This window comes from Microbispora sp. NPDC049125 (assembly GCF_040802045.1).
Classification (GTDB): Bacteria; Actinomycetota; Actinomycetes; order Streptosporangiales; family Streptosporangiaceae; genus Microbispora.
This window is the reverse complement of the sequence record NZ_JBEZDW010000009.1, coordinates 76,539-99,687: the sequence shown is the minus strand read 5'-3', so window position 1 is coordinate 99,687 and position 23,149 is coordinate 76,539. Positions and strand designations below refer to the sequence as shown.

Sequence of the window (23,149 nt, the reverse complement as noted above, 5' to 3'; positions counted from 1 at the left end):
AAACCAGATGAAGGCGGGGGCGAGGCCCCGTATTCTGCTGATCATGGCGGTGGGTTTCCTGTTCTGCGCGGATCCGCTCCAGCCTCGCCGGGCCGATCCGCACTTCGCCGCGCAGGCGCTCGCCGTACGGGATCGAGACGGCCTGCGCGCGCTGATCGATCACGACGCGCTCACCGCCGGCCGGGCGGAGGAGGCGGTCGCGCGGGTGCCGGACGGGTTCGGCGCGGTCTGGTACCGGGGCTGGATGGTGACCTCCGGACAGTACGCGGCGCTTGAGGAAGCCCTGCGTGCGAAGGGCTGCCGTCCGCTCACCGACGCCGCCGCTTACCGCCGCGGTCATGAGCTGCCCGGGTGGCTGGCCTCCTTCCGCGATCTGACACCGCCCTCGGTGGTCGTGCCGATGGCGCCGGGCGAAGCGCCGCCGCGCGGGGAGCGGCTGGCGGCGCTGGCCGGCGGGCTCGGCGGAGACGGTTACGTGGTCAAGGACTATGTGAAGTCGCGCAAGCACGAGTGGCTGGAGGCCTGCTACGCGCCCGATCTGGACGCGCTGGAACGGGTCGCCGCGCGCTTCGCCGAGCTGCAGGGCGAGGATCTGGCCGGTGGGCTGGTGATCCGCCGCTTCGAGCAGCTCACCGGGGCGCAGGTGCGTGTGTGGTGGGTGGACGGCGAGCCGGTGCTGGCCGGTCCGCATCCGGACAGCCCCGATGACGTCACGACGCCGCCCGCGGACCTCGGCGAGATCCGCGAGGCCGTGCGGAGCCTCGCCGCGCGGTTCGTCACGACCGATCTGGTGCGCCGGGCGGACGGAGTCTGGCGGGTCATCGAGGTCGGCGACGGCCAGGTGAGCGACTGGCCGTCCGGCGCCGACCCCGGCGTCCTGGTCGAGGCACTGCTGAATGCGCGGTGACCGGGGCGCGAGCGTGTCAGGCCGACAGGACGACCTTGTTGCAGTCGTCCAGCTTGTTCTTGAACATGTCGTAGGCGCGCGGCGCCTCTCTCAGCGGCAGGCGGTGGGTGATGACGAAGCTCGGGTCGATGTCGCCGTCCTCGATCTTCTGGAGCAGCGGCTTCAGATACCGCTGGACGTGGCACTGCCCGCTGCGCAGGGTCAGCGACCGGTTCATGATCGCGCCCATCGGGAACTTGTCGAGGAAGCCCGCGTAAACGCCGATGACCGACACCGTCCCGCCGTTGCGGCAGGCCATGATCGCCTCACGCAGGGCGTACGGCCGGTCGGTCTCCAGGCGCGTGGCCTGCTTCGTCCGGTCGTAGGCGTAGATCGTGGGGTGGGCGTGATGGGCCTCCATGCCCACGGCGTCGATGCACGCGTCGGGGCCGCGGCCGGCGGTCATGTCCTGCAGCGCGTCCCGGACGTCGGCCTCCTCATAGTTGAGCGTCTCCGCCCCCGCCCGCTCGGCGATCCTCAGCCGGTAGGCGAAGCGGTCGATGGCGATGACCCGCTCCGCGCCCATGAGGAACGCGCTGGCGATCGCGAACTGGCCGACCGGGCCGGCGCCCCACACGGCGATCACGTCGCCCGGCCTGATGCCGCACATCTCGGCGCCCATCCATCCGGTGGGCAGGATGTCGGACAGGAACAGCACCTTCTCGTCCGGCAGGCCGCTCTCGATCTTGATGGGTCCCACGTCCGCGAACGGCACCCGCGCGTACTCCGCCTGGCCTCCCGGGTATCCGCCCAGCATGTGCGAGTAGCCGAAGATCCCGGCCGGTGCGTGGCCCATGAACTTCTCCGCCAGGCCGGCGTTGGGATTGGAGTTCTCGCACACGGAGTACATGCCGTGCGCGCACGAGGTGCAGTCGCCGCAGGCGATGGGGAACGGGACGACCACCCTGTCCCCGACCTTGAGATTGGGCACACCGGGGCCCACCTCGACCACCTCGCCCATGAACTCGTGGCCGAGGACGTCGCCCTTCTTCATGGTGGGGACGTAGCCGTCGTAGAGGTGCAGGTCGGAGCCGCAGATCGCGGTCGAGGTGACGCGGACGATCGCGTCGCGGCTGTTCATGATCGTGGGGTCGGGCACCTCGCGCACCTCGACGGTGTTGCGCCCCATCCAGCAGTTGGCCTTCATGAGATCCTCCTCATCCCACCGGCTGCGCGGGCCGCTGCAGGACCTGACGCAGCGCTCGGGTGCCCTCGGGGCTGCCCTCGGACCTGACCACCTCGCCGGTCTCCATGACCTGCTTGAAGCGGCGGAGATCGTCGCGGACCTGCTGCTCGGGGTGCTCGCCCATCAGGCGGGCGAAGACGAGCCCGGCCCTGCCGCCGGGCGGGTGGTAGCGCAGGCTCACCCGCACCTCGGTGCCGCGATCCCCGGGGGCGTCGGCGAACCGTACCGAGCCGCTGTTCGGCACGAGGGCGCCATGAGTCGAGCGCCAGGCGATGAGCTGGTCGCGGCGATCCTCGACGATCTCCGCGTCCCACTCGACACCCTTCCCGGCGGGGCCGCGGACCCTCCAGTGCGTCTGGCCGTCGCTCGCCTCGACGGACTCCACGTGCACCATGAAGCGGGGGAAGTTCTCGAAGTTGTGCCAGAACCGGTAGACGTCCTCGCGGGGCCGCTTGACGGTGATGGCGGCGTGCAGGTCCAGGACGCCCCGCGCCCCGCCGGCCTGGCCGGGCCCCGCGGTCCCGGCGCGCCTCCTCCCGGCCCGCATGGCGGCGTACGCGTCGACGGCGGCGACGGCGACGATCACGCCTGTGACGGCGGCGATCCGGCGGCGTCTGCGGTCGAACCGGGGGGTCGCGGACCCGCCGGCCGGGGTCAGGTCCGCGGCGTCGCCCGCGACGCGGGACCAGATGCGGGTGGCGGGCCCGCGGGCGCTCGTCAGGACTCCGGCGTGGAGCAGCTCCCGCATGCCCGCGAAGGGCGGCCGGGCCGCGGGCGAGCCGCCGGCGCCGCCGATCCTGGCGGCCACGCGCGGCCCGGCGATGTGTGCCACACCCAGGCCCAGGCCGGCCCAGGCCAGCGTGCGGGCGAGGCGGTCGGACGTGTCCTCGTGTCGTTCCCTCATGTCGTCCTCGCATGGCTGGTCGCTGTCCGGCCGCGGGCGACGCGATCCGCCGCGCCGTTTCGCCCGGCGCACCGCCCACGAAAGCCGTCAGATTCGGATATATAGGCATAAAACGGATGAAACGCCTAGTCAGGCCCGTACCCAGTGGTCGCGGGACTGACACACCATCGCGCGGAGGCGGCGCGCTCAGGTGGCGCGCTCAGGTGGCGCGCTCAGACGGCGCTCGCTTGCCGGTGCGGCTCAGGCGGTGGGCTCAGATGGCGCGGCTCAGGGGGGCGCGCGCAGACGGTGCGGCTCAGGCGGTGGGCTCAGATGGTGCGGCTCAGGCGGATCGGCTCAGGCGGTTGACCGCTTGCGTGTGCTCGGCCCCCCACAGAAACCTCCGGTCCCGCCAGGGGGCCCCCAGCCGGATCCGGTCGCGCGGACCTCTTGGCGGGAACCGGGACCGCATAGCAACATCGAGACGACGCGGTCTTCGGTGTGCGGGAGGTCCGGATGGCGACCGTCCTGCTCCCCGGCGACCCGCGCCGCCTCGGCGACTACTGGCTCGCCGGCCGGCTGGGCGAGGGCGGGCAGGGCGTCGTCTACGAGGCCTACGACGAGTCGGGGCTCCGGGTGGCGGTCAAGGCGCTGCGGATGGCCGGCGGCGGTGGTGAGGCGGACTCGCGGGCGAGGTTCGCCAAGGAGGTGGCCGCCGCCCGCAGGGTCGCGCCGTTCTGCACGGCCAGGGTCATCGCGGCCGACCTGGAGGCGGTCCAGCCGTACATCGTGAGCGAGTTCGTCGCCGGGCCCAGCCTGCGCCGGGCGGTCGAGCGGGACGGGCCGTACGGGGCGGGGGAGCTGCACCGGCTCGCGACGGGGATCGCCACCGCTCTGGTGGCGATCCACGAGGCATCGGTCGTCCATCGCGACCTGAAGCCGGACAACGTGCTGATCGGCCCCGACGGCCCGCGGGTGATCGACTTCGGCATCGCCAGGACGGCCGACATGTCGCTCACGACCACCGGTCACGTGGCGGGGACGCCGGCGTTCATGGCGCCGGAGACCGTCCTCGGGCGCCGGGCCGGGCCGCCCGTCGACGTGTGGGCCTGGGGCGCCGTCACGCTGTTCGCCGCCACCGGTCGCGAGCCGTTCTCCGTGGACGCCGCGCGGCACGTGGTGCCGGACGGCGCCCCGCAGGACGCGGAGGCGGGAGACGGCGGACGGGCCGGCGGTGCGGACCTGACCGGCGTCGCCGCCCTGCTGCACCGCATCCTGGCCGCCGAGCCGGACCTGTCCGCGCTCGAGGAGCCGCTGCGCGGCCTGGTCGCCCGGGCGCTGGACAAGGACCCGTCGGCCAGGCCCGGCGCGCCGGAGCTGCTGATGACGCTGCTCGGGCACTCCTCGGCGTACGGCGCGGTGCTGCTGGCGGAGGGGACCCGCACGGCGGAGGGGGTGCGGCCGTCCGCCGAGCCGGCGCCGCCCTCCCTCGCCGCGGTCGCGGAGGAGGTGTACGGCGGGCTCGTCCCGGCCGACCAGGCCGTGGTGCCCCGGATCCTGCTCCGCATGGTGACCCCGGGAGAAGGCGCCGAGGACGTGCCCCGGCGGGTGCCGGCCGACGAGCTGGTCGACGGCGTGGTCGACGCGGCGACGGCCGACCGGGTGCTGTCGGCCTTCGCCGGGGCCGAGCTGGTGGCGCGGGAGGGCGAGGCCGTCTCGCTGGCGGCGGGCGCGTTGCTGCGGGCGTGGCCCCGGCTGCGGACGTGGGTCGAGGCCGACCGCGCCGGGCTGCGGGTGCAGCGGCCGCTCACCGAGGCCGCGCGGCTGTGGGACGCCAACGGGCGGCGTCCCGGGGACCTTTATCAAGGGACGGCCCTGGAGGGGGCCCTCGGGTGGGCGGCGACCGGGCGTCAGCACGTGACGCTGAACATGCTGGAGAAGGCGTTCCTCGACGCATCCAGCGCTCTGGCGCGGGTCCGGGCCCGGCGGCGCCGCCGGCTGACCGCCGCCCTGGTCGTGCTGGCGTCGGTCGCGCTGACCTCCACGGGGCTGGCGGTGAACCAGAAGTCCGCCGCCGAGAGGCAGCGTGACACCGCGGTCGCCCGCCGGCTCGCCGCCCTCGCCGGGACCATGCGCTCGGCCGACCCCGCGACGGCGATGGCGCTGAGCGTGGCCGCCTGGCGGCTCGCCGCGGTCCCGGAGGCGCGGGCCGCCCTCTACAGCTCGCTCGCCCAGCCGGAGCGGCGGATCGACCTTCCACCGCCGGTGACCGCTGGCGCGCGCTTCGACCTGAGCGGGGACGGGCGGACGCTCGCCGTGGCCGACAAGGGCAGGGCGGTGCGCTGGGACGTGGCGGCCCACCGCGCCACGGGCGGCGCCCAGGGCATCGGCGCGGACGTCGGCGCGGTGGCGCTGAGCGCGGACGCCAGTCTGCTGGCGGTCGCCGGCGGTGGCCGCCTGCGGGTGTGGGACCTCGGCACGGGCCGGCCGGTCGGCCCTGCGTTCGGCGACGGCGCCGTGGACATGGAGTTCGGCCGGGACGGGCGGCTCCTGGCCGTGGTCGCGCCCGGGCACCGGGGCCAGGTGTGGGACACCGCCACGGGAACCCGGCTGCTGGACGTGCGCGACGAGCTGGTGGAGGGAGTCACCGTGGCTCCCGGCTCCCCCGGACGCGCGGCCGTCCTGCTGCGCGACGGGCGTTACCGGCTGTGGGAGCTTCCCGGCCCCGGCCGCGCCGCCGTGCGCGTCCGGGCTCCTGGAAGCGGGCGGGCGGAGGCCGTCGCCTTCGGCCCCGACGGCCGGACGCTCGCGGTGAGCCGTGGCGGCGACGTCCGCTTCTGGGACCTCGTGTCCGGACGCCGCCGTTCCGCCGTGCTGGAGGGCGCCGCCGCCGCGTGGCTCGCCTACAGCGACGACGGCCGCCTGCTGCTGACGTACGACCACACCGGCGTGGGTCTGTGGAGCGCCGGGGGAGGAGGTCCGCTGGCCTACTCCGCGCCCGGCGACACCACCGGGATGCCGGCCATCAGGATCGGGGCGGACCACCGGGTGATTCGCTACCTGCTCGGCGGCGGAAGGGTGGCCACGCTGGACGTCGGGGCAGGCGCCCGGTCCACCGCCGTCGCCCCGCGAGCGGTCGCGGCGGCCTTCGCCCCCGGGGCCAGGGCGCTCGCCGTGACGTCCGGCGGCGGGCCGGAGCTGTGGGACCCGGCCACCGGCCGCAGGCTCGGGCCGCCCCTGCGGTCACCCCCGGCCGCCGCTCTCGCGTTCAGCCCGGACGGGCGCACCCTCGCCGCGGGCACGGCCGGGCCGGCCGAGGGGAAGGCGGCGGCGGCCGTGCTTCTGTGGAGCGTTCCGGAGGGACGGCCGGTCGCGAGCATCCCGGTCGACGGCGCGACCTCCGTCGGCGGCGTCGCCCTCGGCGGCGACGCCCTGGCCGCGGCGCCGGTGAAGGAGGACTGGGGGCCCGTCCGGGTGTGGGACCTCACCCGGCGCACCGAGGCCGCCGTTCCCCGCCGGGACGGGTGGGACGTCATGGCGTTCCGCGCCGACGGCCGGATCCTGGCCATCGGCGGACGGGAGGCCGCCCTCGTCTATCTCCCCACGGGCGCCGTCGCCGACCGTCCGTTCGGGCCCGAGCTCGACGGCGTGCGGTCGCTGGCCTTCAGCCCCGACGGCTCCACGGTGGCCACCGGCTTCCACCAGCTCGGCGTGGGCCTGTGGGACGCCTCCACCCACCGCCGGCTGGGGACGCTCGCCCCGGACCAGGGCCGGTTCGACGACGTCGTCGCCGTCGCCTACTCGCCCGACGGGCGCCTCATCGCGACGGGGGGCACGAGCGGCGAGGTCCGCCTGTGGGACGCCGCGACGCGGGCGCCGCTGGGCCTGCCGTACACGGCGCACACCGGGCCGGTGCTCGCGCTGGCCTTCGGCGCGGACGGCGGGGACCTCTACAGTGCGGGAGAAGACGGGACGCTGCGGCGCTACACCGTCGATCCGGCGCGGGCCGCGGCCGGCGTGTGCGCGCGGGCGGACGGCCCGCTGACTTCCGGCGACTGGCGTCGCCTCATCCCCGAAGTGCCCTACCGGAAGGTGTGCTGACCCCCATGACGATTATCCGGAGACTTCTCCGACCACTCGTGCGCCTTCTGCGCGACGGTCCCGACAGCGGCTTCGCGAACGTGGAGACGGTCGAGGTCGCCCCCGATCCCGTGCTTGCGGAGGGCGGAGCCCCCGCCGAGGTCACGATCGAGGTGGTCACCAGCGGCGCGGCTCTCGTCGAGGGCGAGCTCGTGGCGCCGGACGGCTCCCGCGGGGCGCTGCGGTTCGACGAGGTGGAGCGCACCCTCTTCGACGAGCGATGGGAGGCCCGGCACGATCTGGGCGGGGACGTCCGGCCCGGGACCTGGCGGGTGGTGGTCCGGGCGGGCGACGCGGACGCGGAGCGGCGGTTCGAGGTCGGGACGCGGGCGGCGTGGCGCCCGTCGAGGATCACCGGGTTCGGCCTGTCGCCCGACCCGGTGGACGAGGGGAGCCCGCTGCTGCTGACGGGACGCCTGGAGGCTTCGCCGGACGGCGGAGACGACTGGACCGGGCTGGCGGGCCGGGAGGTCGCGCTTATTTTCCGCGCCGACGACACCTTGGTCAGGCAGGAGGCCGCGAGGACCCGGACCGACAGGTCCGGCGGGTTCACGGTGACGGTCACGGCCGAGGAGTCCGGCTTCTGGTCCGCCGAGTTCCGCGGGGACGGCCGGGAAGCCGGGGACGCGGGGGACGCCGGGGACGCGGGGGACGCGGGGGACGCGGGGGACGGCGGTGCCGCCGACCTGGGGGATGCAGGTGATCTCCGGGAGGCCTGGAATCTGCGCGAGGCCCGGGACGTCGCGCGGACGGGCTCCACCCGAAGCGCCGAGGTCCACTCGACCGTACGCGGAGCGGGGGCCGTGACCAGGATCGCCTACTCGGCCAGCCCGAAGAACGGCAAGCGCCGCAGGACCGCCACCCACAAGGGCACGCTGGTCGTCCGGGTGAAGCCGTCGGGCCAGCCGGCCCGCTGGGACCCGCTCCCGCAGCAGACGGTACGGCTGTGGTTCGATCCCGCCGGAGCTGGGGGCTTCAGCGAGCAGGGGACGGTGACCACGGGGTCGCAGGGCAAGTTCACCCTGCGTAAGAAGGTGCCGTCCACCGGCGACTGGCAGGTCCGGTTCGAGTCGCCGGCCCCGTCCCAGCGCAAGTCGTGCGTCTCGCCGGTCCGCCGGATGACGGCTACCTGACCCGGTGCGGATGGAATCATGCCGTGACCAGTTCCGAACCCGAGGCGGGGCCGCGCGCCGCTACCGTTGCACGGGTGGAGGAGATCGATCGCCGAATCGTCACGCTCCTGGCGAGGGACGGCCGGATGAGCTTCACCGATCTGGCCAAGGAGACCGGCCTGTCCGTCTCGGCGGTGCACCAGCGCGTACGGAGGCTGGAGAAACGCGGCGTGATCCGCGGCTATTCGGCGCTGGTCGACTACGACGAGGTCGGCCTTCCCCTCACGGCCTTCGTCTCGATCAAGCCCAACGACCCCGCCGCCCCCGACGACGCCCCGGAACGGCTGAGCCACCTCAGCGCCATCGAGGCCTGCCACAGCGTGGCCGGGGACGAGAGCTACATCCTCAAGGTCCGGGTCGCCTCGCCGCTCGCGCTGGAGGAGCTGCTCCAGCAGATCCGCGCGTCCGCCCACGTCAGCACGCGCACCACGGTCGTGCTCAGCACGCCGTACGACTACCGTTCGCCCGCGATCCGGGGAGAGGAGCGGGCCCCGGACGCCGCCGGGAACTGACCCGCCGGCAACCCCGCCCCCCGGGGAAGGGGGACGGGGCCGGGTGGTCACCTCACGGGCCGTCCGCCGGCGCCTCGGGTGACGGTGGAGGGCTTCATGGGACGACTGGGGCGATCCCCGTGAGCGTGGGCTGGATCTTGTTGATCGACCCGTCGGAGGCGAAGGTCATCTTGTCGATGCAGACCTCGCGATGGGTGCCGTCACCGCCGGGGATGCGGAAGCGGTGGTAGGCGATGTACCACTCGTCGCGGCCGGGAACCTTCACCACCGAGCTGTGGCCCGTGCCGAGGATCCCCAAGGTGGTGTCCTTCGCCAGCACGGGGCTCCCGGCCGCCTTGGTGAAGGGGCCGAGCGGTGAGCTGGACGTGGCGTAGTCGACGCGGTAGTTCTCGTCCCGGGTGTCGTTCTCGGAGTACATGAGGTAGTACCGGCCGTTGCGCTTGAACACGTTGGAGGCCTCGCGGAAGCTCGCCGGCGTGATCCTGACCGGCGTCGTCGCCAGCGCGGTCATGCTCGTGCTCAGGCGGGCCACCTCGGCGTTGCCCGACCCGAAGTACAGGTACGGCGTGCCGTCGTCGTCGATGAACACGTCGGGATCGATCTCCTGCTCGCCGTACTGGCTCGTGCTGACGAGCGGGCGGCCGAGAGCGTCGGTGAACGGGCCGGACGGGCTGGTGGCCCTGGCCACGCCGATCTGCTGGCAGGCGCTGAAGTACAGCCAGTACGTGCCGTCCCTGTACGCGATGGTCGGCGCCCACGCCCTGGCGTGGCACCAGCTCACGTTCGCCAGATCCAGGACCACGCCGTGGTCGGTCCAGCTCACCAGGTCCGGTGAGGAGTACGCCTTGAACGAGGTGGAGCCCCAGTCGGCGTATCCGTCGCTCGTGGGATAGATCCAGTACTTCCCGTCGAGGTAACGCACCTGCGGGTCGGCGTTGTAGCCGGGCAGCGCGGGGTTGTGCGCGTTCGCCGGCGGGGCGTCGACGCGGACGAGCCGCCACTGCTGGTTGGTGCCGTTGTTGTCGGTGTACTGCGAGATCACCGCGCCCTCGGCGGTGGACCGGCCCCAGACGTCCAGCGCCTTGCCGCTGTTCCGGTTGATCAGCTTGACGTAGCCCGAGTCGGTGTCGGCGAGCCGCCACTGCTGGTTGGCGCCGTTGTTGTCGGTGTACTGGATGACCTTCGCCCCGTCGGCGGTCGACCGGCCGGTCACATCGACGACCTTGCCGCTGTGGCGCGCCCTCAGCCGGTAGTAGCCGCTGCCGGAGTCTACGAACTGCCACTGCTGGCTGGTCGCGGTTCCGGTGCTGTACTGCACGATCTGCGCGTTGTCGGCGGCCGAGGCGTCCTGGACGGCGACGGCCTTGCCGCTGAAGCGCGAGACCAGCTGGTAGTACGCGGTGGTGTCGACGGTGGCCGCGGACGCCGGCGGCGTCACGATCACGGCGAAGCCGAGCGCGAGCGGCACCGCCGCCCACAGCCTCCGCCATCTCCAGGCGGCCATGTGTCCGGTCCTCGCCATGGGCTCTCCACTCCGTTCGTACGAGATCTTCACGGGGCAGCCCTGCACGACGACTGGATGGCGCGATGCCCCCGATCTGTCGCGTTCTTCCTCCGTTTGATCGACCGGCCCCGACCGTAGATCCAGCACCGGGGGCTGTCGACAGGCGCGGCCGGTGACCGGGGGCGCGGAGCGCTGGGCGCGCCGTCCGCCATGTGCTCGCGACGGCCTGATTAGCGCGATCTCCCCCGGCGGCGGGTCAGCGGTTCGGCGGGGTCCGGGCGTCGCAGGTGAACCTTTCAGGCATCGTCGTCCCGGCACCCGTCAGAGGGGGGGCTCAGCCGGCGGGGGCCGTCAGCACCTCCTCGCCGGAGGCGTCCCCGGCCGCCCGCCCGGCGGCGCCGGAGAAGTGGGCCCGCACCCGCTCGTACGCCTCCGGAGGCGCACCGAGCCGGTCCAGGCCGAGCAGCACGGCCCCGACGATGGGCGGAACGTCGGCGACGACGAGCCGGGCGTGCGGGGCGCATTCGGCGAAGCGCCGCTCGATCAGCGACATCAGCAGCGGGTCGCGGGCGGTCAGCACGCCGCCGCCCAGCACGACCTCGCAGGGTTCACCGAGAAGGCCGACGCGGCGCATCGCGACCACGCCGAGCAGGGCGACCTCCTCGGCCTGCCGTTCGACGAGCGACCGGGCGACCGGGTCGCCCGCGGAGGCCGCGGCGAGCAGGGGCGGCACCAGCGCGTGCAGCCGGGCGATCTGCAGCCCGCCGAGGTGCAGCCCGATGACCGCCTCCTCGACCGTGGCGGTGCCGAAGCAGGCGAGCACGGCGTCGGCGAGGGCGGTGGCCGGGCCCCGGCCGTCCGCGGCGCGCGCCGCGTGCCACAGCGCCTCCTCGCCCAGGTGGTAGCCGCCTCCCCAGTCGCCGCTGAGGCGGCCGAGCGCCGGGAAGCGGGCGACCTCGCCGCCGGGGGAGACGCCGACCGCGTTGATGCCGGCGCCGCACACCACGGCGACGCCCCAGGGGTCGCGCGCCCCGGCCCGCAGCAGGGCGAAGGTGTCGTTGCCCACCACCACGGATCCGCCGTACCCGCGGGCGATCAGCTCGTCGCGCAGCCTCTCCTCCTCGATCGGGAGATCCGCCCCGGCCAGGTACGCCGAGATGTGGTCGGCGTACGGCGGCGCCCCGGCGGCCGGCGCGAGGGCCTGCCGCACGGTCTCGGCGATCACGTCCACGGCCGCGCCCACCCCCGCGGTCTGGGGGAGGAAGGCCCCGCCGCGGGCGGCGGCCAGCACGACGCCATCCTCGCGGACCAGCGCGACGTCGGTCTTGCTGTTGCCACCGTCCACCGCGAGGACGGTCCGCGTGGGCCGGCCGGCGCGGGTCATCGGGACACCGCCCACGGCAGGAACCGCCGGTTGGCCTCCACCAGCATCCGCGCGAGGTCGTCCGACAGGGACGCCTGGCCGACCAGCGGGTTGGCCAGCAGGGCGTCCCTCACCCGCTCCTCGCCGCCGTGCAGCGCCGCGTCCAGGGCGAGCTCCTCGTACGCCGAGACGTGGGCGATCAGGCCACGGTAGAGGGGCTCGACGGGGCTGACGGGCAGCGGGACGGCTCCGCCCGCGCCGACGCGGGCGGGCACCTCGATCACGGCGTCGTCGTCGAGGAACGGGAGCGTCCCGGCGTTGCGGGTGTTGACGACCTGCACGTCACCCCGGTCGCCCGCCAGTGAGGCGATCAGCGCGACGGCGGCCTCCGAGTAGAAGGCGCCGCCCCGTTTGCCGAGCAGCTCGGGCTTGGTGTCCACCGACGGGTCGGCGTACATCTCCAGCAGCGCCGACTCCATGGCCGCGACCTCCGCCGCCCGGGTGGGGGAGGTCCGCTGCTCCGCCACGACCTGGTCGTGCTCGTAGAAGTAGCGCAGGTAGTACGACGGCACCACGCCCAGATGACGCAGCAGAGAGGCCGGCAGGCCGAGGCCGTCGGCGAGCTCCTCCGCGTGCCCGTCCAGCAGCCGGGGCAGCACGTCCTCGCCGTCGAGGTGGACCGAGCGCTCCCACGTGAGGTGGTTCAGCCCGACGTGGCCGAGCGAGATCCGCTCGGGGGCGACGCCCAGCGCGGCGGCGAAGCGGCGCTGGAAGCCGATCGCCACGTTGCACAGGCCGATGGCCCGGTGACCGGCGTCCAGCAGCGCCCGGGTGACGATGCCGACCGGGTTGGTGAAGTCGACGATCCACGCGTCCGGAGCGTGCCTGCGCACCTTCTCGGCGATGTCGAGCACGACCGGCACGGTCCGCAGCGCCTTGGCCAGGCCCCCGGCCCCGGTGGTCTCCTGCCCGACGCACCCGCACTCCAGGGGCAGCGTCTCGTCCACGTTCCGGGCCGCCTGCCCGCCGACGCGGAGCTGGAGCAGCACGGCGCCGGCCCCCTCGACGCCCTCCTCGACCGAGGTGGACGTGGTCACCTTCGCCGGGTGCCCGGCGCGGGCCAGCATCCGGGACGCCATGCCGGCGACCAGGCCCAGCCGGCGCTCGTCGGGGTCGGCGAGCGCTATCTCCGACAGGGGCAGTTCGTCGCGCAGGCGGGCGAAACCGTCGATCAGCTCCGGTGTGTACGTGGAACCGCCCCCGACAACGGCCAGTTTCATGTGGTGTACGGCGCCCTGACCGGCCACGGCCGGCGGAGCGCCGTCCTCCCTTCGTGAGTGTGATGTGCGGTCACGTGACCCCGTTCATTTGACGCCGGTGAGCTTGACGCCTTCGATGAAGACCTTCTGCGCGAAGAAGAAGACCACGATCACCGGCGCCATGGCGAGGATCGTGGCGGCCATCGTGAGGTTCCACTGGACGCGGTGCACGGACCGGAACGCGGCCAGGCCCAGCGACAGCGTCCAGTTGTCCAGGTCGGTCCCCGCGTACATCAGCGGCCCGTAGTAGTCGTTCCAGCAGTAGAAGAACTGGAACAGGGCGACGGCGGCGATGGCGGGGCGGGCCATGGGGACGATCACCCGGATCAGCGTGCGGAATTCGCCGCACCCGTCGACCCGGGCGGCGTCGGAGTACTCACGCGGGATCGTCACGAGGAACTGGCGCAGCAGGAAGATCGAGAACGCGTCCCCCAGCAGCATGGGCAGGATGAGCGGCCACAGCGTGCCCGTCAGGTGGAACCTGGCCCAGATGAGGTAGATCGGGACGGCGACGACCTGCGGCGGCAGCATCATCGTGGTGACGACCAGCAGGAACGCCAGCTTCCTGCCGCGGAAGCGGAACCGCGCCAGCGCGTACGCCACGGGGATCGACGACACCAGCATGAAAACGGTGGCGAGGATCGAGTAGATCAGCGTGTTCCGGATCCAGGTGAGCAGCGGCGCCGTCTCGAAGATCTCGGCGAAGTTGCCCCAGTTCCAGGTCTTCGGCCACAGCTGCGAGGTGAGCGCCTGCTGGTCGCTCATCAGCGCGGTGAGCGCGATGAACACCAGCGGGCCGAGGAACATGACGGCAAGGGCGATCGCGAGGGCGTGCTTGGCGATCCAGTACAGCGTCGTACGGCCCCGCGGGGCGCGGGGGGCGGGGCGGGTGGCCGCTTGCCGCGGGCGCGCGAGCGTCGTCGTCATGCCTCCTCCTCCGCGAAGCCGCGGAACTGCCGCAGCAGGACCGCCGTGAACAGCATCGAGACCACGAACAGCACGAGCGCCAGCACGCAGGCGTATCCCATGGCGAAGTCGCGGAAGCCCTGCTGGAACAGCCACTGCGGGAACGTGAGCGTCGACTGGTCCGGGTAGCCGGGGGTGAACACCGACCCCGCCGAGTCGGTGGCGCCCGACGCGGCCCGCGCCACGACCTCCGCCTGGGTGAAGTACTGCAACGTCTGGATGACCCCGGTCACCGCCGCGAACATCAGGACCGGCCGGATCACCGGCAGCGTGATCGAGACGAACTGCTGCCACGCGCCGGCGCCGTCGATCGACGCGGCCTCGTACAGCTGCTTGGGCACGTCGAGCAGGGCCGCCATGAAGATGACCATCAGGTCGCCGACGGACCACATGGCGAGCATGGTCAGGCCCCACTTCGACCACGCCGGGTCGCCGAACCAGTCGGGCGAGTCGAGCCCGACCGCCGACAGGATCGTCTGCAGCGGCCCCGTCGCGGGGTTGAGCAGGAACACGAAGCCGAGCGTCCCGGCGACCAGCGGCACGAGGGACGGCAGGTAGAAGATCGTGCGGAAGACCCCCGCCCCGGCCTTGATCTTGGTGATGAGCTGCGCCACGCCGAGGCCGAACAGCACCCGCAGCGGCACCATGACGACGACCAGCCACAGCGTGTTCCTGATCGCGGTCCAGGCGGCCTCGTCCTGCAGGAAGTACCGGTAGTTGAGCAGCCCCACCGGCTCCAGCGTGAACATGTTGTACCGCTGGAACGAGAAGTAGACCGTGGAGCCGAGCGGGTAGAGGAAGAAGACCGCGAAGCCGACCAGCCAGGGCGACAGGTAGAGCAGGGCGCGAAGGTTCGCGCGGCGCCGCCCCCCGACGGGGGAGGGCGGCGCCGTGCGGCCGCGGCGCCCGAGCGCCGTCGATGCCATCGCTCAGCCGGCCGTCAGCTTGAGCTTGTCATTGATCGTCTTGTCGACCTGACCGAGCAGCGCGTCGAGGTCGGGCGCCCGGCCGGACTCCCACTTGATCTGCGCCTCCTGCAGCGTCTGCTGGTTGAAGACGGCGTTGATGTGGGCCGGCTGCGTCGTGCTGTTCGGGTTGGCGAAGATGTCCAGGAACGTCTGGAAGTTGGCGTCCTTCTTCAGGTCGGGTGACTGGAGCGCCGGCAGCGTGCTCGGCACGTTCCGGATGGCGTTGGCCAGGCCGACGAGCGCGCCGGTGTCCGTGGTCAGGTACCTGACGAGGTCCCAGGCCGCCTCGGGGTGCTTGGCGCCGCGCGGGATGCCGATGATCGTCCCGGTGATGAACCCGGCGCCGTACCGCTGGGGCTGGTCGTCGGCGACGGGCATCGGCGCGGTGCCGTAGTCGACGTCCGGCGCGTCGGCGGCGAGCATGGCGTTGCGCCACTCACCGTCGATCGCCATCGCGACCTTGCCCTGGTTGAACGGGTTCTCCGCCGACCACTCGTCGCCGAAGCCCTTGCGGAACTTCTCCAGCTTGTCGTAGCCGAACCAGTCGGTCAGGTCCTTCTGCCAGGTCATCAGCTTCTTCCACTGCGGGTCGGAGCCGATGGCGGAGGTGCCGTCCGGGTTGGTCCACTTGGCCCCGACCATGACGCCGCTGTGGATGGGGGCGTTCTCGTACATCTGGCTGGTCGGGACGAACCCGGCGACCTTGATGGTGCCGTCGGCGTTCCTGACCGTGAGCTTCTTGGTGAGATCGGCGAGCTCGCTCAGTGTCTTCGGCGGCTGCTCGCCCTTCATGAGCTTCTTGTTGTAGTACAGCCCGTAGGTGTCGGCCAGCATGGGCAGGACGCACCGCTTGCCGTCGTACTGCGTGTACTCCGCGATGACCTTGGGGAACAGGGCGGCCGCGTCGATGCCGCTCGCCTTGAGGTAGGGGTTCAGGTCCTGGAAGATGCCCGCCTTGCAGAACTGGGCGACGCTGTCGGTGGTGAACGACAGCGCCACGTCGGGCGGCGAGCCGCCGCGGACGGACGAGAGGATCTGGGTGTCCTGGACGGCCTTGGTCGGCTTGACCGTGATCCACGGGTACTTCTGCTTGAACCCGGCCAGCGTGTCCTCGAAGGCCTTGAGCTCGTTGTCGGCGCTGAAGCCGTGCCAGAACTCGATGGTCACCGGCTCGTGGGTCGCCCCGCTCTTCTCGATCTTCGGTGCGGCGTTCTCCGTGCCCGCCGTACAGGCGGTCAGCAGGGTGAGGCCGGCCGCGGCGGAGATGGCCAGCAGTCGTTTCACGGGGGTGCCTCCTCGGTGCATGTGGGGATCAGGAGGGTCGGACGGGGGAGAGGGGACGGATGGCCGCGCCGAACAGCTCGTCGCGGGCAGTGTCGAGCGCGAGGTCGAGGGCGCCGGCGATGACGGGGTTGCCCTCGACGGTGGACAGCCGCACCGGGGGGCGCGGGATCGTGAGCGCGTGCAGCTCCTGCTCGACGAGGCCGCGCAGCACCTCGCCGCCGGCGAGCAGCACGCCGCCGGACAGGACGACGATCTCGGGGTCGACCACCGCGGTGATCGCGGCGAGCCCCAGCGCGAGCCGCCCGGCCACGTCGCGCAGCGCGTCACGCGCCTGATGGGCCTCACGGGACGCCCGCGCGCCGGCCCCCGTGCCGGCCCGGCCTCCCGCAGCGTCCCGCTCGATCGCCGTCACGGCGTTCCGTACGGCTCCCGCCCCGGTCGAGCCGCGGACGCCGTGGGCGCGCAGGGCGGCGAGCACGGCCGGCCCGCCGGAAAGGGCCTGGAAGCCGTGTTTGGCGCGCCTGCCGACGTCCCGGGCGGTGGGGGCGCCGATCACCGGCATGTACCCGATCTCGCCGGCGCCGCCCGTCGCGCCCCGGTGGAGCCTGCCGCCGAGGACCAGGGCCGAGCCGAGGCCCTCGTCGGCCCACAGCAGCACGTAGTCCTGGTGGCCGCGGGCGGCTCCCCGCGCCTGCTCGGCCTGGGCGACGAGGTTGACGTCGTTCTCCACGTCGACCGGGACGCCGATCCCGGCGCGCAGCGTGCCCACCAGGTCGGGGATGTGCCATCCGGGGATGTGCGCGGCGTAGCCGAGCCTGCCAGTCGACGGGTCGACGGCGCCGCCGATGCCGATGACGACCCGGCTGAGCGACGCCGGATCCACCCCGGCGGGCCCGCAGGCACCCGCGAGGGCGGCCCTGACCCGCTCCACCACGTCGCCCGCCGTACGGCCGGGCGTGGGCAGGCGGTGCTCGCCGGTCACCGTGCCGGTCACGTCGGCCACCGCCACGGCGATCCGCCCCGGGGTCACGTCCAGCGCCGCGACGTGGGCCGCCCGGGGGTTGATCCGGTACAGCTCGGCCGTACGGCCCGGCAGGCCCTCGCGGATACCGTCCAGGACGACCAGCCCGGCCTCCTGGAGGCGGGCGAGCAACTGGGAGGCGGTCGGCTTGGACAGCCCGGTGAGCGCGCCCAGCTCCGGCCGGGTGAGGGCGCCGCGTTCGAGCAGGACGGTCAGCGCGGCGCGGTCGTTGATCGCCCGCAGCAGGCTCGGCGTGCCCGGCGTCGGCCGGCTCATCGCGCGCCGCCGGAAGAGGCGCGGGACGCGGGCCGGAGGACGGGCCGGAGGACGGGCCGGAAGGCGGGTCGTGAGGCGCGTCGGAGGGCGGGGAGGGAGGGGGCCCCGGGGCCGCGCGGGGTCCCGTACGCCGTCTCGCTCCACGCGTTCATGACCTGCTCCTCCCAGCGCGGGAGTTAGGAAAGTTTCCTAACTGGTGAGGACCGTAAGCACGCCGCCTCGGGCAGTCAAGGGGCCCATGGCCTCGAAACCGACCTGTGACCGCGCGTGCGCCCATCCGTTGCCGGCGGACCGTGACGCGCGGCGGCGCCGATGCGGGACAAGAGCCCGGCGGGACGTAGAATCTTGCGGCCTATGTCGAACTCTTTGGCGGGCGAGCTGGCCCGCGAGCAGGAGTACGTCGCCGCGCTCTACGAGCGCCTCGACGTGCTGCGGGAACGCACGCGCGGGCAGCTCGACGGCGTGCTGGCCCAGGGGGCCTCCGGCACGCACCAGAACCGCTCCGAGCGTGACTCGTTCGCCGGCATGTACGCCCAGCGGCTGGCCCGCCTGTGGGCCGTCGAGCACAGCCTGTGCTTCGGCCGGCTCGACCACGCCGACGACAGCCGGCTGTACATCGGCCGTCTCGGCCTGTCCGACGACGACCAGCACAGGCTGCTCATCGACTGGCGGGCGCCGGTGGCCCAGCCGTTCTACCGGGCCACGCCGGCCGCGCCGATGGGGGTAACGCGGCGGCGTCACCTGCACACCCGCGACCGCAAGGTCACCGCCATCGACGACGACCTGCTCGACCTCGACCGCCTCACCGAGGCCGACCGCGCCTCGCTGAACGGCGAGGCCGCGCTGCTGGCGGCGCTCGGCGAGAAGCGCACCGGGCGCATGCGCGACATCGTGGCGACGATCCAGTCCGAGCAGGACAAGATCATCCGGAGCGACCTGAACGGCGTGCTCGTCGTCCAGGGCGGCCCGGGCACCGGCAAGACCGTGGTGGCCCTGCACCGGGCGGCCTACCTCCTCTACACCTACCGGGAGCGGCTGGAGCGCCGGGGTGTGCTCATCCTCGGGCCCAACCCGACCTTCCTGCGCTACATCGAGCAGGTCCTCCCCTCGCTGGGCGAGACCGACGTGATGCTGTCCACGGTCGGGGAGCTCTACCCGGGCGTCGTGGCGAACCGTCCCGAGCGCCCGGAGGCCGCCGCGGTCAAGGGCTCGATAGCGATGGCCGACGTGCTGGTCCGGGCCGTGCGGGAGCGGCAGCGGATGCCCCGCGCCCCGATCGAGATCCGGCTCGACAAGTTCACGCTGACGCTCGACCGGCAGACGCTGGAGGCGGCGCGTTCCAAGGCGATGCGGTCGCGCAAGCCGCACAACGAGGCTCGCGGCCTGGTCGTCAGGCACCTGCTGAACGCACTGGCCCGCCAGGCGGGCCGGCAGCTCGGCCGGGGCATGCTCGACGACGCCGACTTCGCCGACCTGAGGGAGGACCTGCGTACCGAGGAGCCCGTGCGGATCGCGCTCAACCGGATCTGGCCCTACGTCACGCCGCAGCAGCTCCTCATCGGCCTGCTGACCTCCGAGGAGCGCATGGCCGGCGCCGGCCTGGACGCCGCCGACCGGCGGGCGCTCCTCAGGCAGCCGCCCGCGCCGGGGGAGGCCTGGTGGAGCGAGGCCGACGTGCCGCTGCTCGACGAGGCCGCCGAGCTGCTCGGCGACATCGACGAGGGGGTGCTCCGGGCCGCCCGCCGGGTCGAGGAGGAGCGGGACGAGCGGATCGCCTACGCCCGGGAGGTCCTGGAGCTGACCGGGCTCGCCGGGGTCATGGACGCCGAGCGTTTCGCCGAGCGCCAGCAGGCCGAGGACACGTACCTGACGACGGCTGAGCGGGCCGCCAAGGACCGCACGTGGGCGTTCGGCCACGTGATCGTGGACGAGGCGCAGGAGCTGTCCGAGATGGCCTGGCGGGCCGTCATGCGGCGTTGCCCGACCCGCTCGATGACGATCGTCGGCGACATCGCGCAGACCGGGTCCTCGGCGGGCGCGGCGAGCTGGGGCCGGGTCCTCGACCCGTACGTCAGCGGCAGGTGGCGCGAGGAGCGGCTGACGGTGAACTACCGCACACCCGCCGAGCTGATGGGGGTCGCCGCCCGCGTCCTGGAGCTGGTCGGGCCGGACCTCAAGGCGCCGGAGTCGGTGCGCGAGACCGGCGAGCGGCCGTGGGCGCGGCGGGTCGGCGCCCTCGCGGACACCGGCGCGGTGGTCCGCGAGGAGATCGTGGAGGGCGGCCGCCTCGTCGTGATCGTCCCCGCCGGTCTGGAGTCCGAGCTCGGGGCCGTCGTCACGGCGGCGGTGCCGGAGGCCGTCGCGGGGCGGGGACCGGCCACCCTGGACGCGCCGGTCGCGGTGCTGACGGTGACGGAGGCCAAGGGCCTGGAGTTCGACTCCGTGATCGTCGTGGACCCGGAGCGGATCCTGCGCGAGTCGCCGCGCGGCGCCAGCGACCTCTACGTCGCGCTCACCCGCGCCACGCGGCGCCTCGGAGTGGTCCACACCGGCGAGCTGCCCACCGTGCTGTCCGGCCTGGAGCCGCCCGCCGCGTGACGGCAGGACCGGCGGGACGGCCGGATCGGAAGGAGACGGGCGGGCATAGCGGTGCCCGCCGGTATCGGCGTTCCCGCCGTCCGTGCCCACCTGGGAAAACCCGGTGTCGTCCCTGATCGGCGCCCGGTTGACATCTGCGCTGAGGTCGGTAGTTTGCTGCGGAGTCCAGCACGGGACTGACTGGTTGGCCGTCCTAGGCGCCACCGGCTTCTGCGTCCGTGACGGAGCGTCACTCCGTCTGCACAGCCAGGCGCAGGCCGGTGTTCCGCCGGGCCGGGGCACCCCAGCCGGCCGGGGGGTTGGACCCGGGAGGGGCCCGGACACCCAGTAGACAACGGAGCTCCGCGCCCGCCGCCGACGGGACGGAACCGGTCCGAAGGGCAGTCCGGGCCTCCCTTGAACGTCCCTTGGACGTCCCGCTTCGATATCTCCGCGCGCCGGTCTCCCCGCGCCGTGACCTTTCCGGTCCCCGCGGCGGCCTTCCGGCGGCCTCCGGGACCTCCGGCGCGCGCCATGGCGGGGATCTGCCCCCCGCACGGCCGCCGTACAGTGGCATGGGCCCGTTTCGGCGGTGTCCGAAACGAACCCGCGAACCGTAATCCGCCACACCCGCAGCCACCCGGCGCCCTCCTGCCGTGTGCGCGGGCGTCCGGCGGGCACACTCACAGGCGAGGAGACCGCCCCGTGGCGTTAGAGCTGGCAGACGAGGCGCCGCCGTCCGTCCCCGAGGGGCGCGCGCCGAGGGTGCCCGGCGCCCTGGCGCGCCTCGCCGTGTCCGTCGCCGGTGGCCTGGTGCTCTACCTCGCGTTCCCGCCGATCGGATGGTGGCCCTGCGCGCCCGCCGGCGTCGCGCTGCTCGCCCTCGCCCTGTACGGCACGCGCCCCCGCCGGGCCGCCTGGATCGGGTACGCCGGCGCGCTCGCGTTCCTGCTGCCCACGCTGGCGTGGGTCCGCCCGATCGGCGACGACGCCTGGCTCGCCCTCGCCGGGATCGAGAGCCTGTTCTGGGCCGCGCTCGCGTGCGCCGCCGTGCTCGTCATGCGCCTGCCGGTGTGGCCGCTGTGGGTGGCCTGCCTGTGGGTCGCGCAGGAGTGGGCCCGCGGCCTGTTCCCCATCGGCGGGTTCCCCTGGGCGCGGCTCGCCTTCAGCCAGGGCCAGTCGCCGTTCACCCCTTACGCCGCGCTGGGCGGCGCGCCTCTTGTAAGTTTCACGGTCGCGCTCACGGGCGTGCTGCTCGCGTGGCTGGTCAGGCGCCTGGCGTCCCCCCCGCGATGGGACAGGGTGATTGCGGGAACGGTCCTGGCCGCGATAGCCGTACCAGTGCTGGGGTTTGCGGTGCCCCGGCCCGGTGACGAGGGCAGGTCGGTGAAGATCGGGGTCATTCAGGGCAACGTGCCCGGCCGGGGGATGTACTTCCTCGGTGACGAGCCCGCCGTCGTGCTGCGCAACCACGCCGACGAGACGCATCGCCTCGCGCAGGCCGTACGGGCCGGGAGCATGCCGCGCCCCGACATCGTCGTCTGGCCGGAGAACTCCACCGACATCGATCCCTACACCAGCGACTACGCCCGGCAGCTGATCAGCGCGGCGGCCCGGGACGTCGGCGTGCCGATCCTCGTCGGCGCGGTCGTGAAGATCGGGACCGAGCACAGGGCCACCCGCGGCCTGGTGTGGGACCCGGTCACCGGCCCGGGGGCGTACTACGACAAGCGCAAGCTGGTGCCGTTCGGGGAGTACACGCCGTTCAAGGACCTGGTGCTTGCACTGTCCTCGCGGGCCAACCTGGTCGGCCGCCAGTCGGTCTCCGGCGACAGGCCCGGGACGCTGCGTATCGGCCCGGTGACCGTCGGCACCGTAGAGTGCTACGAGGTGGCCTTCGACGGCATCGTGCGCGACACCGTCGACGCGGGCGGGACGCCGCTGGTCGTGCAGACCAACAACGCCGCCTACGCGCTCACCAATCTGCCGCCCCAGCAGCTCGCGATGTCGCAGCTGCGCGCGGTCGAGTTCAACCGCGCCGTGGTGACCGCCGCGACGACGGGGATCTCGGCGTACGTCGCCCCGGACGGGCGGGTGGGGTGGCACACCGGCGAGCTGGTCGCCGGCATGAACGTGGTCGATGTCCCCATCAGGACGAAGAACACGCTGGCCAGCCGGGTAGGTGCGCTACCCGAGTGGATTTTGATACTGATGGGGGCCGGAGCGGTGACGGTGGCGATCTCTAGGCGGAGGAAGAGCTGATGGAGCGTACTCCCGGGCGGGTGCTCGTGATCGTCCCGACGTACAACGAGCGGGAGAACCTGCCGGTGATCGCGCGGCGCCTGCGTGCCGCACTGCCCGACGTGCACATGCTCGTCGCCGACGACAACAGCCCCGACGGCACGGGCGGGATCGCCGACGAGCTGGCGGCCACGGACGACCACATCCACGTGCTGCACCGGCCGGCCAAGCAGGGCCTCGGCGCGGCGTACATCGCCGGCTTCAAGTGGGGGCTGGCCGAGGGCTACGACGTCCTGGTCGAGATGGACGCCGACGGCTCCCACCAGCCGGAGGAGCTGCACAAGCTGCTCGACCTCACGACGGACGGCGCCGACCTGGCGATCGGCTCCCGGTGGGTGCCCGGCGGGAAGGTCGTCAACTGGCCGTTCCGGCGGGAGCTGCTGTCGCGCGGGGCCAACGTCTACGTGCGGCTGATGCTCGGCATCCCGGTGCGCGACGCCACCGCCGGGTTCCGCGCCTACCGCGCCGCCACCCTCGACAAGATCGGCCTGGAGGACGTCGAGTCCCAGGGCTACTGCTTCCAGGTCGACCTCACCCTCCGCACCGTACGGCAGGGCCTGCGGGTCGCCGAGGCGCCGATCACGTTCGTCGAGCGCACGGTGGGCACCAGCAAGATGAGCCGCAACGTCATCTTCGAGGCCTACTGGCGGGTCGCGTACTGGGGCGTGACCGGGTTCCGCGAGCGGTTTCGCCACCGGCGATAGACGCCGGGACGGCCCGGAAGGAACCTC

Annotated in this window: 16 protein-coding genes; 7 read left to right on the top strand and 9 right to left on the bottom strand. The window is 73.3% G+C overall.

From position 1 onward, the window contains the following. Window positions 1–43: 43 nt before the first annotated feature. Window positions 44–907 (top strand): ATP-grasp domain-containing protein, encoded by an 864-nt coding sequence (locus AB0B72_RS13580; RefSeq protein WP_367738958.1) that lies wholly within the window; start codon window positions 44–46, stop codon window positions 905–907. A 16-nt stretch (window positions 908–923) separates the two neighbouring features. On the opposite strand, the gene AB0B72_RS13575 is transcribed toward AB0B72_RS13580, so the two are convergent. After that, window positions 924–2,093, bottom strand: coding sequence for a zinc-dependent alcohol dehydrogenase (locus AB0B72_RS13575; RefSeq protein WP_367738956.1), 1,170 nt, complete (start codon window positions 2,091–2,093; stop codon window positions 924–926). Window positions 2,094–2,103: 10 nt separating this feature from the next. Continuing rightward, a complete protein-coding gene (locus tag AB0B72_RS13570) occupies window positions 2,104–3,036 on the bottom strand; it encodes an SRPBCC family protein (protein WP_367738954.1) in 933 nt (310 codons plus the stop codon). A 495-nt stretch (window positions 3,037–3,531) separates the two neighbouring features. On the opposite strand from AB0B72_RS13570, the gene AB0B72_RS13565 reads away from it, so the two are divergent. From AB0B72_RS13565 to AB0B72_RS13555, 3 genes are all read left to right on the top strand, one after another. Then, a complete protein-coding gene (locus tag AB0B72_RS13565; RefSeq protein WP_367738952.1) occupies window positions 3,532–7,116 on the top strand; it encodes a WD40 repeat domain-containing serine/threonine protein kinase in 3,585 nt (1,194 codons plus the stop codon). Between the two features lie 5 nt (window positions 7,117–7,121). Next, a complete protein-coding gene (locus AB0B72_RS13560; protein ID WP_367738950.1) occupies window positions 7,122–8,288 on the top strand; it encodes a hypothetical protein in 1,167 nt (388 codons plus the stop codon). A 74-nt stretch (window positions 8,289–8,362) separates the two neighbouring features. Then, window positions 8,363–8,839, top strand: coding sequence for an Lrp/AsnC family transcriptional regulator (locus tag AB0B72_RS13555; RefSeq protein ID WP_367738948.1), 477 nt, complete (start codon window positions 8,363–8,365; stop codon window positions 8,837–8,839). A gap of 94 nt (window positions 8,840–8,933) precedes the next feature. Here AB0B72_RS13555 and AB0B72_RS13550 read toward each other — a convergent pair whose 3' ends face one another. The 7 genes from AB0B72_RS13550 to AB0B72_RS13520 form a co-directional block, all read right to left on the bottom strand. Beyond that, entirely contained in the window at window positions 8,934–10,361 is a 1,428-nt protein-coding gene (locus tag AB0B72_RS13550) for a family 43 glycosylhydrolase (RefSeq protein WP_367738946.1), read from the bottom strand. 316 nt (window positions 10,362–10,677) lie between these two features. Further along, a complete protein-coding gene (locus AB0B72_RS13545; RefSeq protein WP_367738944.1) occupies window positions 10,678–11,727 on the bottom strand; it encodes an N-acetylglucosamine kinase in 1,050 nt (349 codons plus the stop codon). Then, on the bottom strand, window positions 11,724–12,986 hold the full coding sequence (locus AB0B72_RS13540; protein WP_367738941.1) for a 6-phospho-beta-glucosidase: 1,263 nt from the start codon (window positions 12,984–12,986) through the stop codon (window positions 11,724–11,726). Before AB0B72_RS13540 ends, AB0B72_RS13545 begins: the two co-directional genes overlap by 4 nt. Before the next feature lie 84 nt (window positions 12,987–13,070). Beyond that, window positions 13,071–13,952 carry a carbohydrate ABC transporter permease gene (locus AB0B72_RS13535; protein WP_367738939.1) on the bottom strand — a complete coding sequence of 294 codons (882 nt, stop codon included), beginning with the start codon at window positions 13,950–13,952 and terminating at the stop codon, window positions 13,071–13,073. Then, a complete protein-coding gene (locus tag AB0B72_RS13530; protein WP_367738936.1) occupies window positions 13,949–14,917 on the bottom strand; it encodes a carbohydrate ABC transporter permease in 969 nt (322 codons plus the stop codon). Before AB0B72_RS13530 ends, AB0B72_RS13535 begins: the two co-directional genes overlap by 4 nt. A 3-nt stretch (window positions 14,918–14,920) precedes the next feature. Beyond that, window positions 14,921–16,243 (bottom strand): extracellular solute-binding protein, encoded by a 1,323-nt coding sequence (locus AB0B72_RS13525; RefSeq protein WP_367738934.1) that lies wholly within the window; start codon window positions 16,241–16,243, stop codon window positions 14,921–14,923. 28 nt (window positions 16,244–16,271) lie between these two features. Continuing rightward, window positions 16,272–17,540, bottom strand: coding sequence for an ROK family protein (locus AB0B72_RS13520; RefSeq protein WP_367738932.1), 1,269 nt, complete (start codon window positions 17,538–17,540; stop codon window positions 16,272–16,274). 354 nt (window positions 17,541–17,894) lie between these two features. On the opposite strand from AB0B72_RS13520, the gene AB0B72_RS13515 reads away from it, so the two are divergent. From AB0B72_RS13515 to AB0B72_RS13505, 3 genes are all read left to right on the top strand, one after another. Continuing rightward, complete coding sequence (locus tag AB0B72_RS13515; protein WP_367738930.1) at window positions 17,895–20,138, top strand: ATP-binding domain-containing protein; 2,244 nt, start codon at window positions 17,895–17,897, stop codon at window positions 20,136–20,138. A gap of 684 nt (window positions 20,139–20,822) precedes the next feature. Continuing rightward, window positions 20,823–22,379: an apolipoprotein N-acyltransferase gene (lnt, locus tag AB0B72_RS13510; RefSeq protein WP_367738928.1), complete on the top strand. Its 1,557-nt coding sequence runs from the start codon at window positions 20,823–20,825 to the stop codon at window positions 22,377–22,379. Continuing rightward, window positions 22,379–23,122: a polyprenol monophosphomannose synthase gene (locus AB0B72_RS13505; protein WP_367738926.1), complete on the top strand. Its 744-nt coding sequence runs from the start codon at window positions 22,379–22,381 to the stop codon at window positions 23,120–23,122. Before lnt ends, AB0B72_RS13505 begins: the two co-directional genes overlap by 1 nt. Window positions 23,123–23,149: the final 27 nt, after the last annotated feature.

Coding starts and splice junctions, on each gene's coding strand:
- AB0B72_RS13580 (WP_367738958.1), top strand. CDS start 44: ATGGCGGTGGGTTTCCTGTTCTGCGCGGATCCGCTCCAGCCTCGCCGG.
- AB0B72_RS13575 (WP_367738956.1), bottom strand. CDS start 2,093: ATGAAGGCCAACTGCTGGATGGGGCGCAACACCGTCGAGGTGCGCGAG.
- AB0B72_RS13570 (WP_367738954.1), bottom strand. CDS start 3,036: ATGAGGGAACGACACGAGGACACGTCCGACCGCCTCGCCCGCACGCTG.
- AB0B72_RS13565 (WP_367738952.1), top strand. CDS start 3,532: ATGGCGACCGTCCTGCTCCCCGGCGACCCGCGCCGCCTCGGCGACTAC.
- AB0B72_RS13560 (WP_367738950.1), top strand. CDS start 7,122: ATGACGATTATCCGGAGACTTCTCCGACCACTCGTGCGCCTTCTGCGC.
- AB0B72_RS13550 (WP_367738946.1), bottom strand. CDS start 10,361: ATGGCGAGGACCGGACACATGGCCGCCTGGAGATGGCGGAGGCTGTGG.
- AB0B72_RS13545 (WP_367738944.1), bottom strand. CDS start 11,727: ATGACCCGCGCCGGCCGGCCCACGCGGACCGTCCTCGCGGTGGACGGT.
- AB0B72_RS13540 (WP_367738941.1), bottom strand. CDS start 12,986: ATGAAACTGGCCGTTGTCGGGGGCGGTTCCACGTACACACCGGAGCTG.
- AB0B72_RS13535 (WP_367738939.1), bottom strand. CDS start 13,952: ATGACGACGACGCTCGCGCGCCCGCGGCAAGCGGCCACCCGCCCCGCC.
- AB0B72_RS13530 (WP_367738936.1), bottom strand. CDS start 14,917: ATGGCATCGACGGCGCTCGGGCGCCGCGGCCGCACGGCGCCGCCCTCC.
- AB0B72_RS13520 (WP_367738932.1), bottom strand. CDS start 17,540: ATGAGCCGGCCGACGCCGGGCACGCCGAGCCTGCTGCGGGCGATCAAC.
- AB0B72_RS13515 (WP_367738930.1), top strand. CDS start 17,895: ATGTCGAACTCTTTGGCGGGCGAGCTGGCCCGCGAGCAGGAGTACGTC.
- AB0B72_RS13505 (WP_367738926.1), top strand. CDS start 22,379: ATGGAGCGTACTCCCGGGCGGGTGCTCGTGATCGTCCCGACGTACAAC.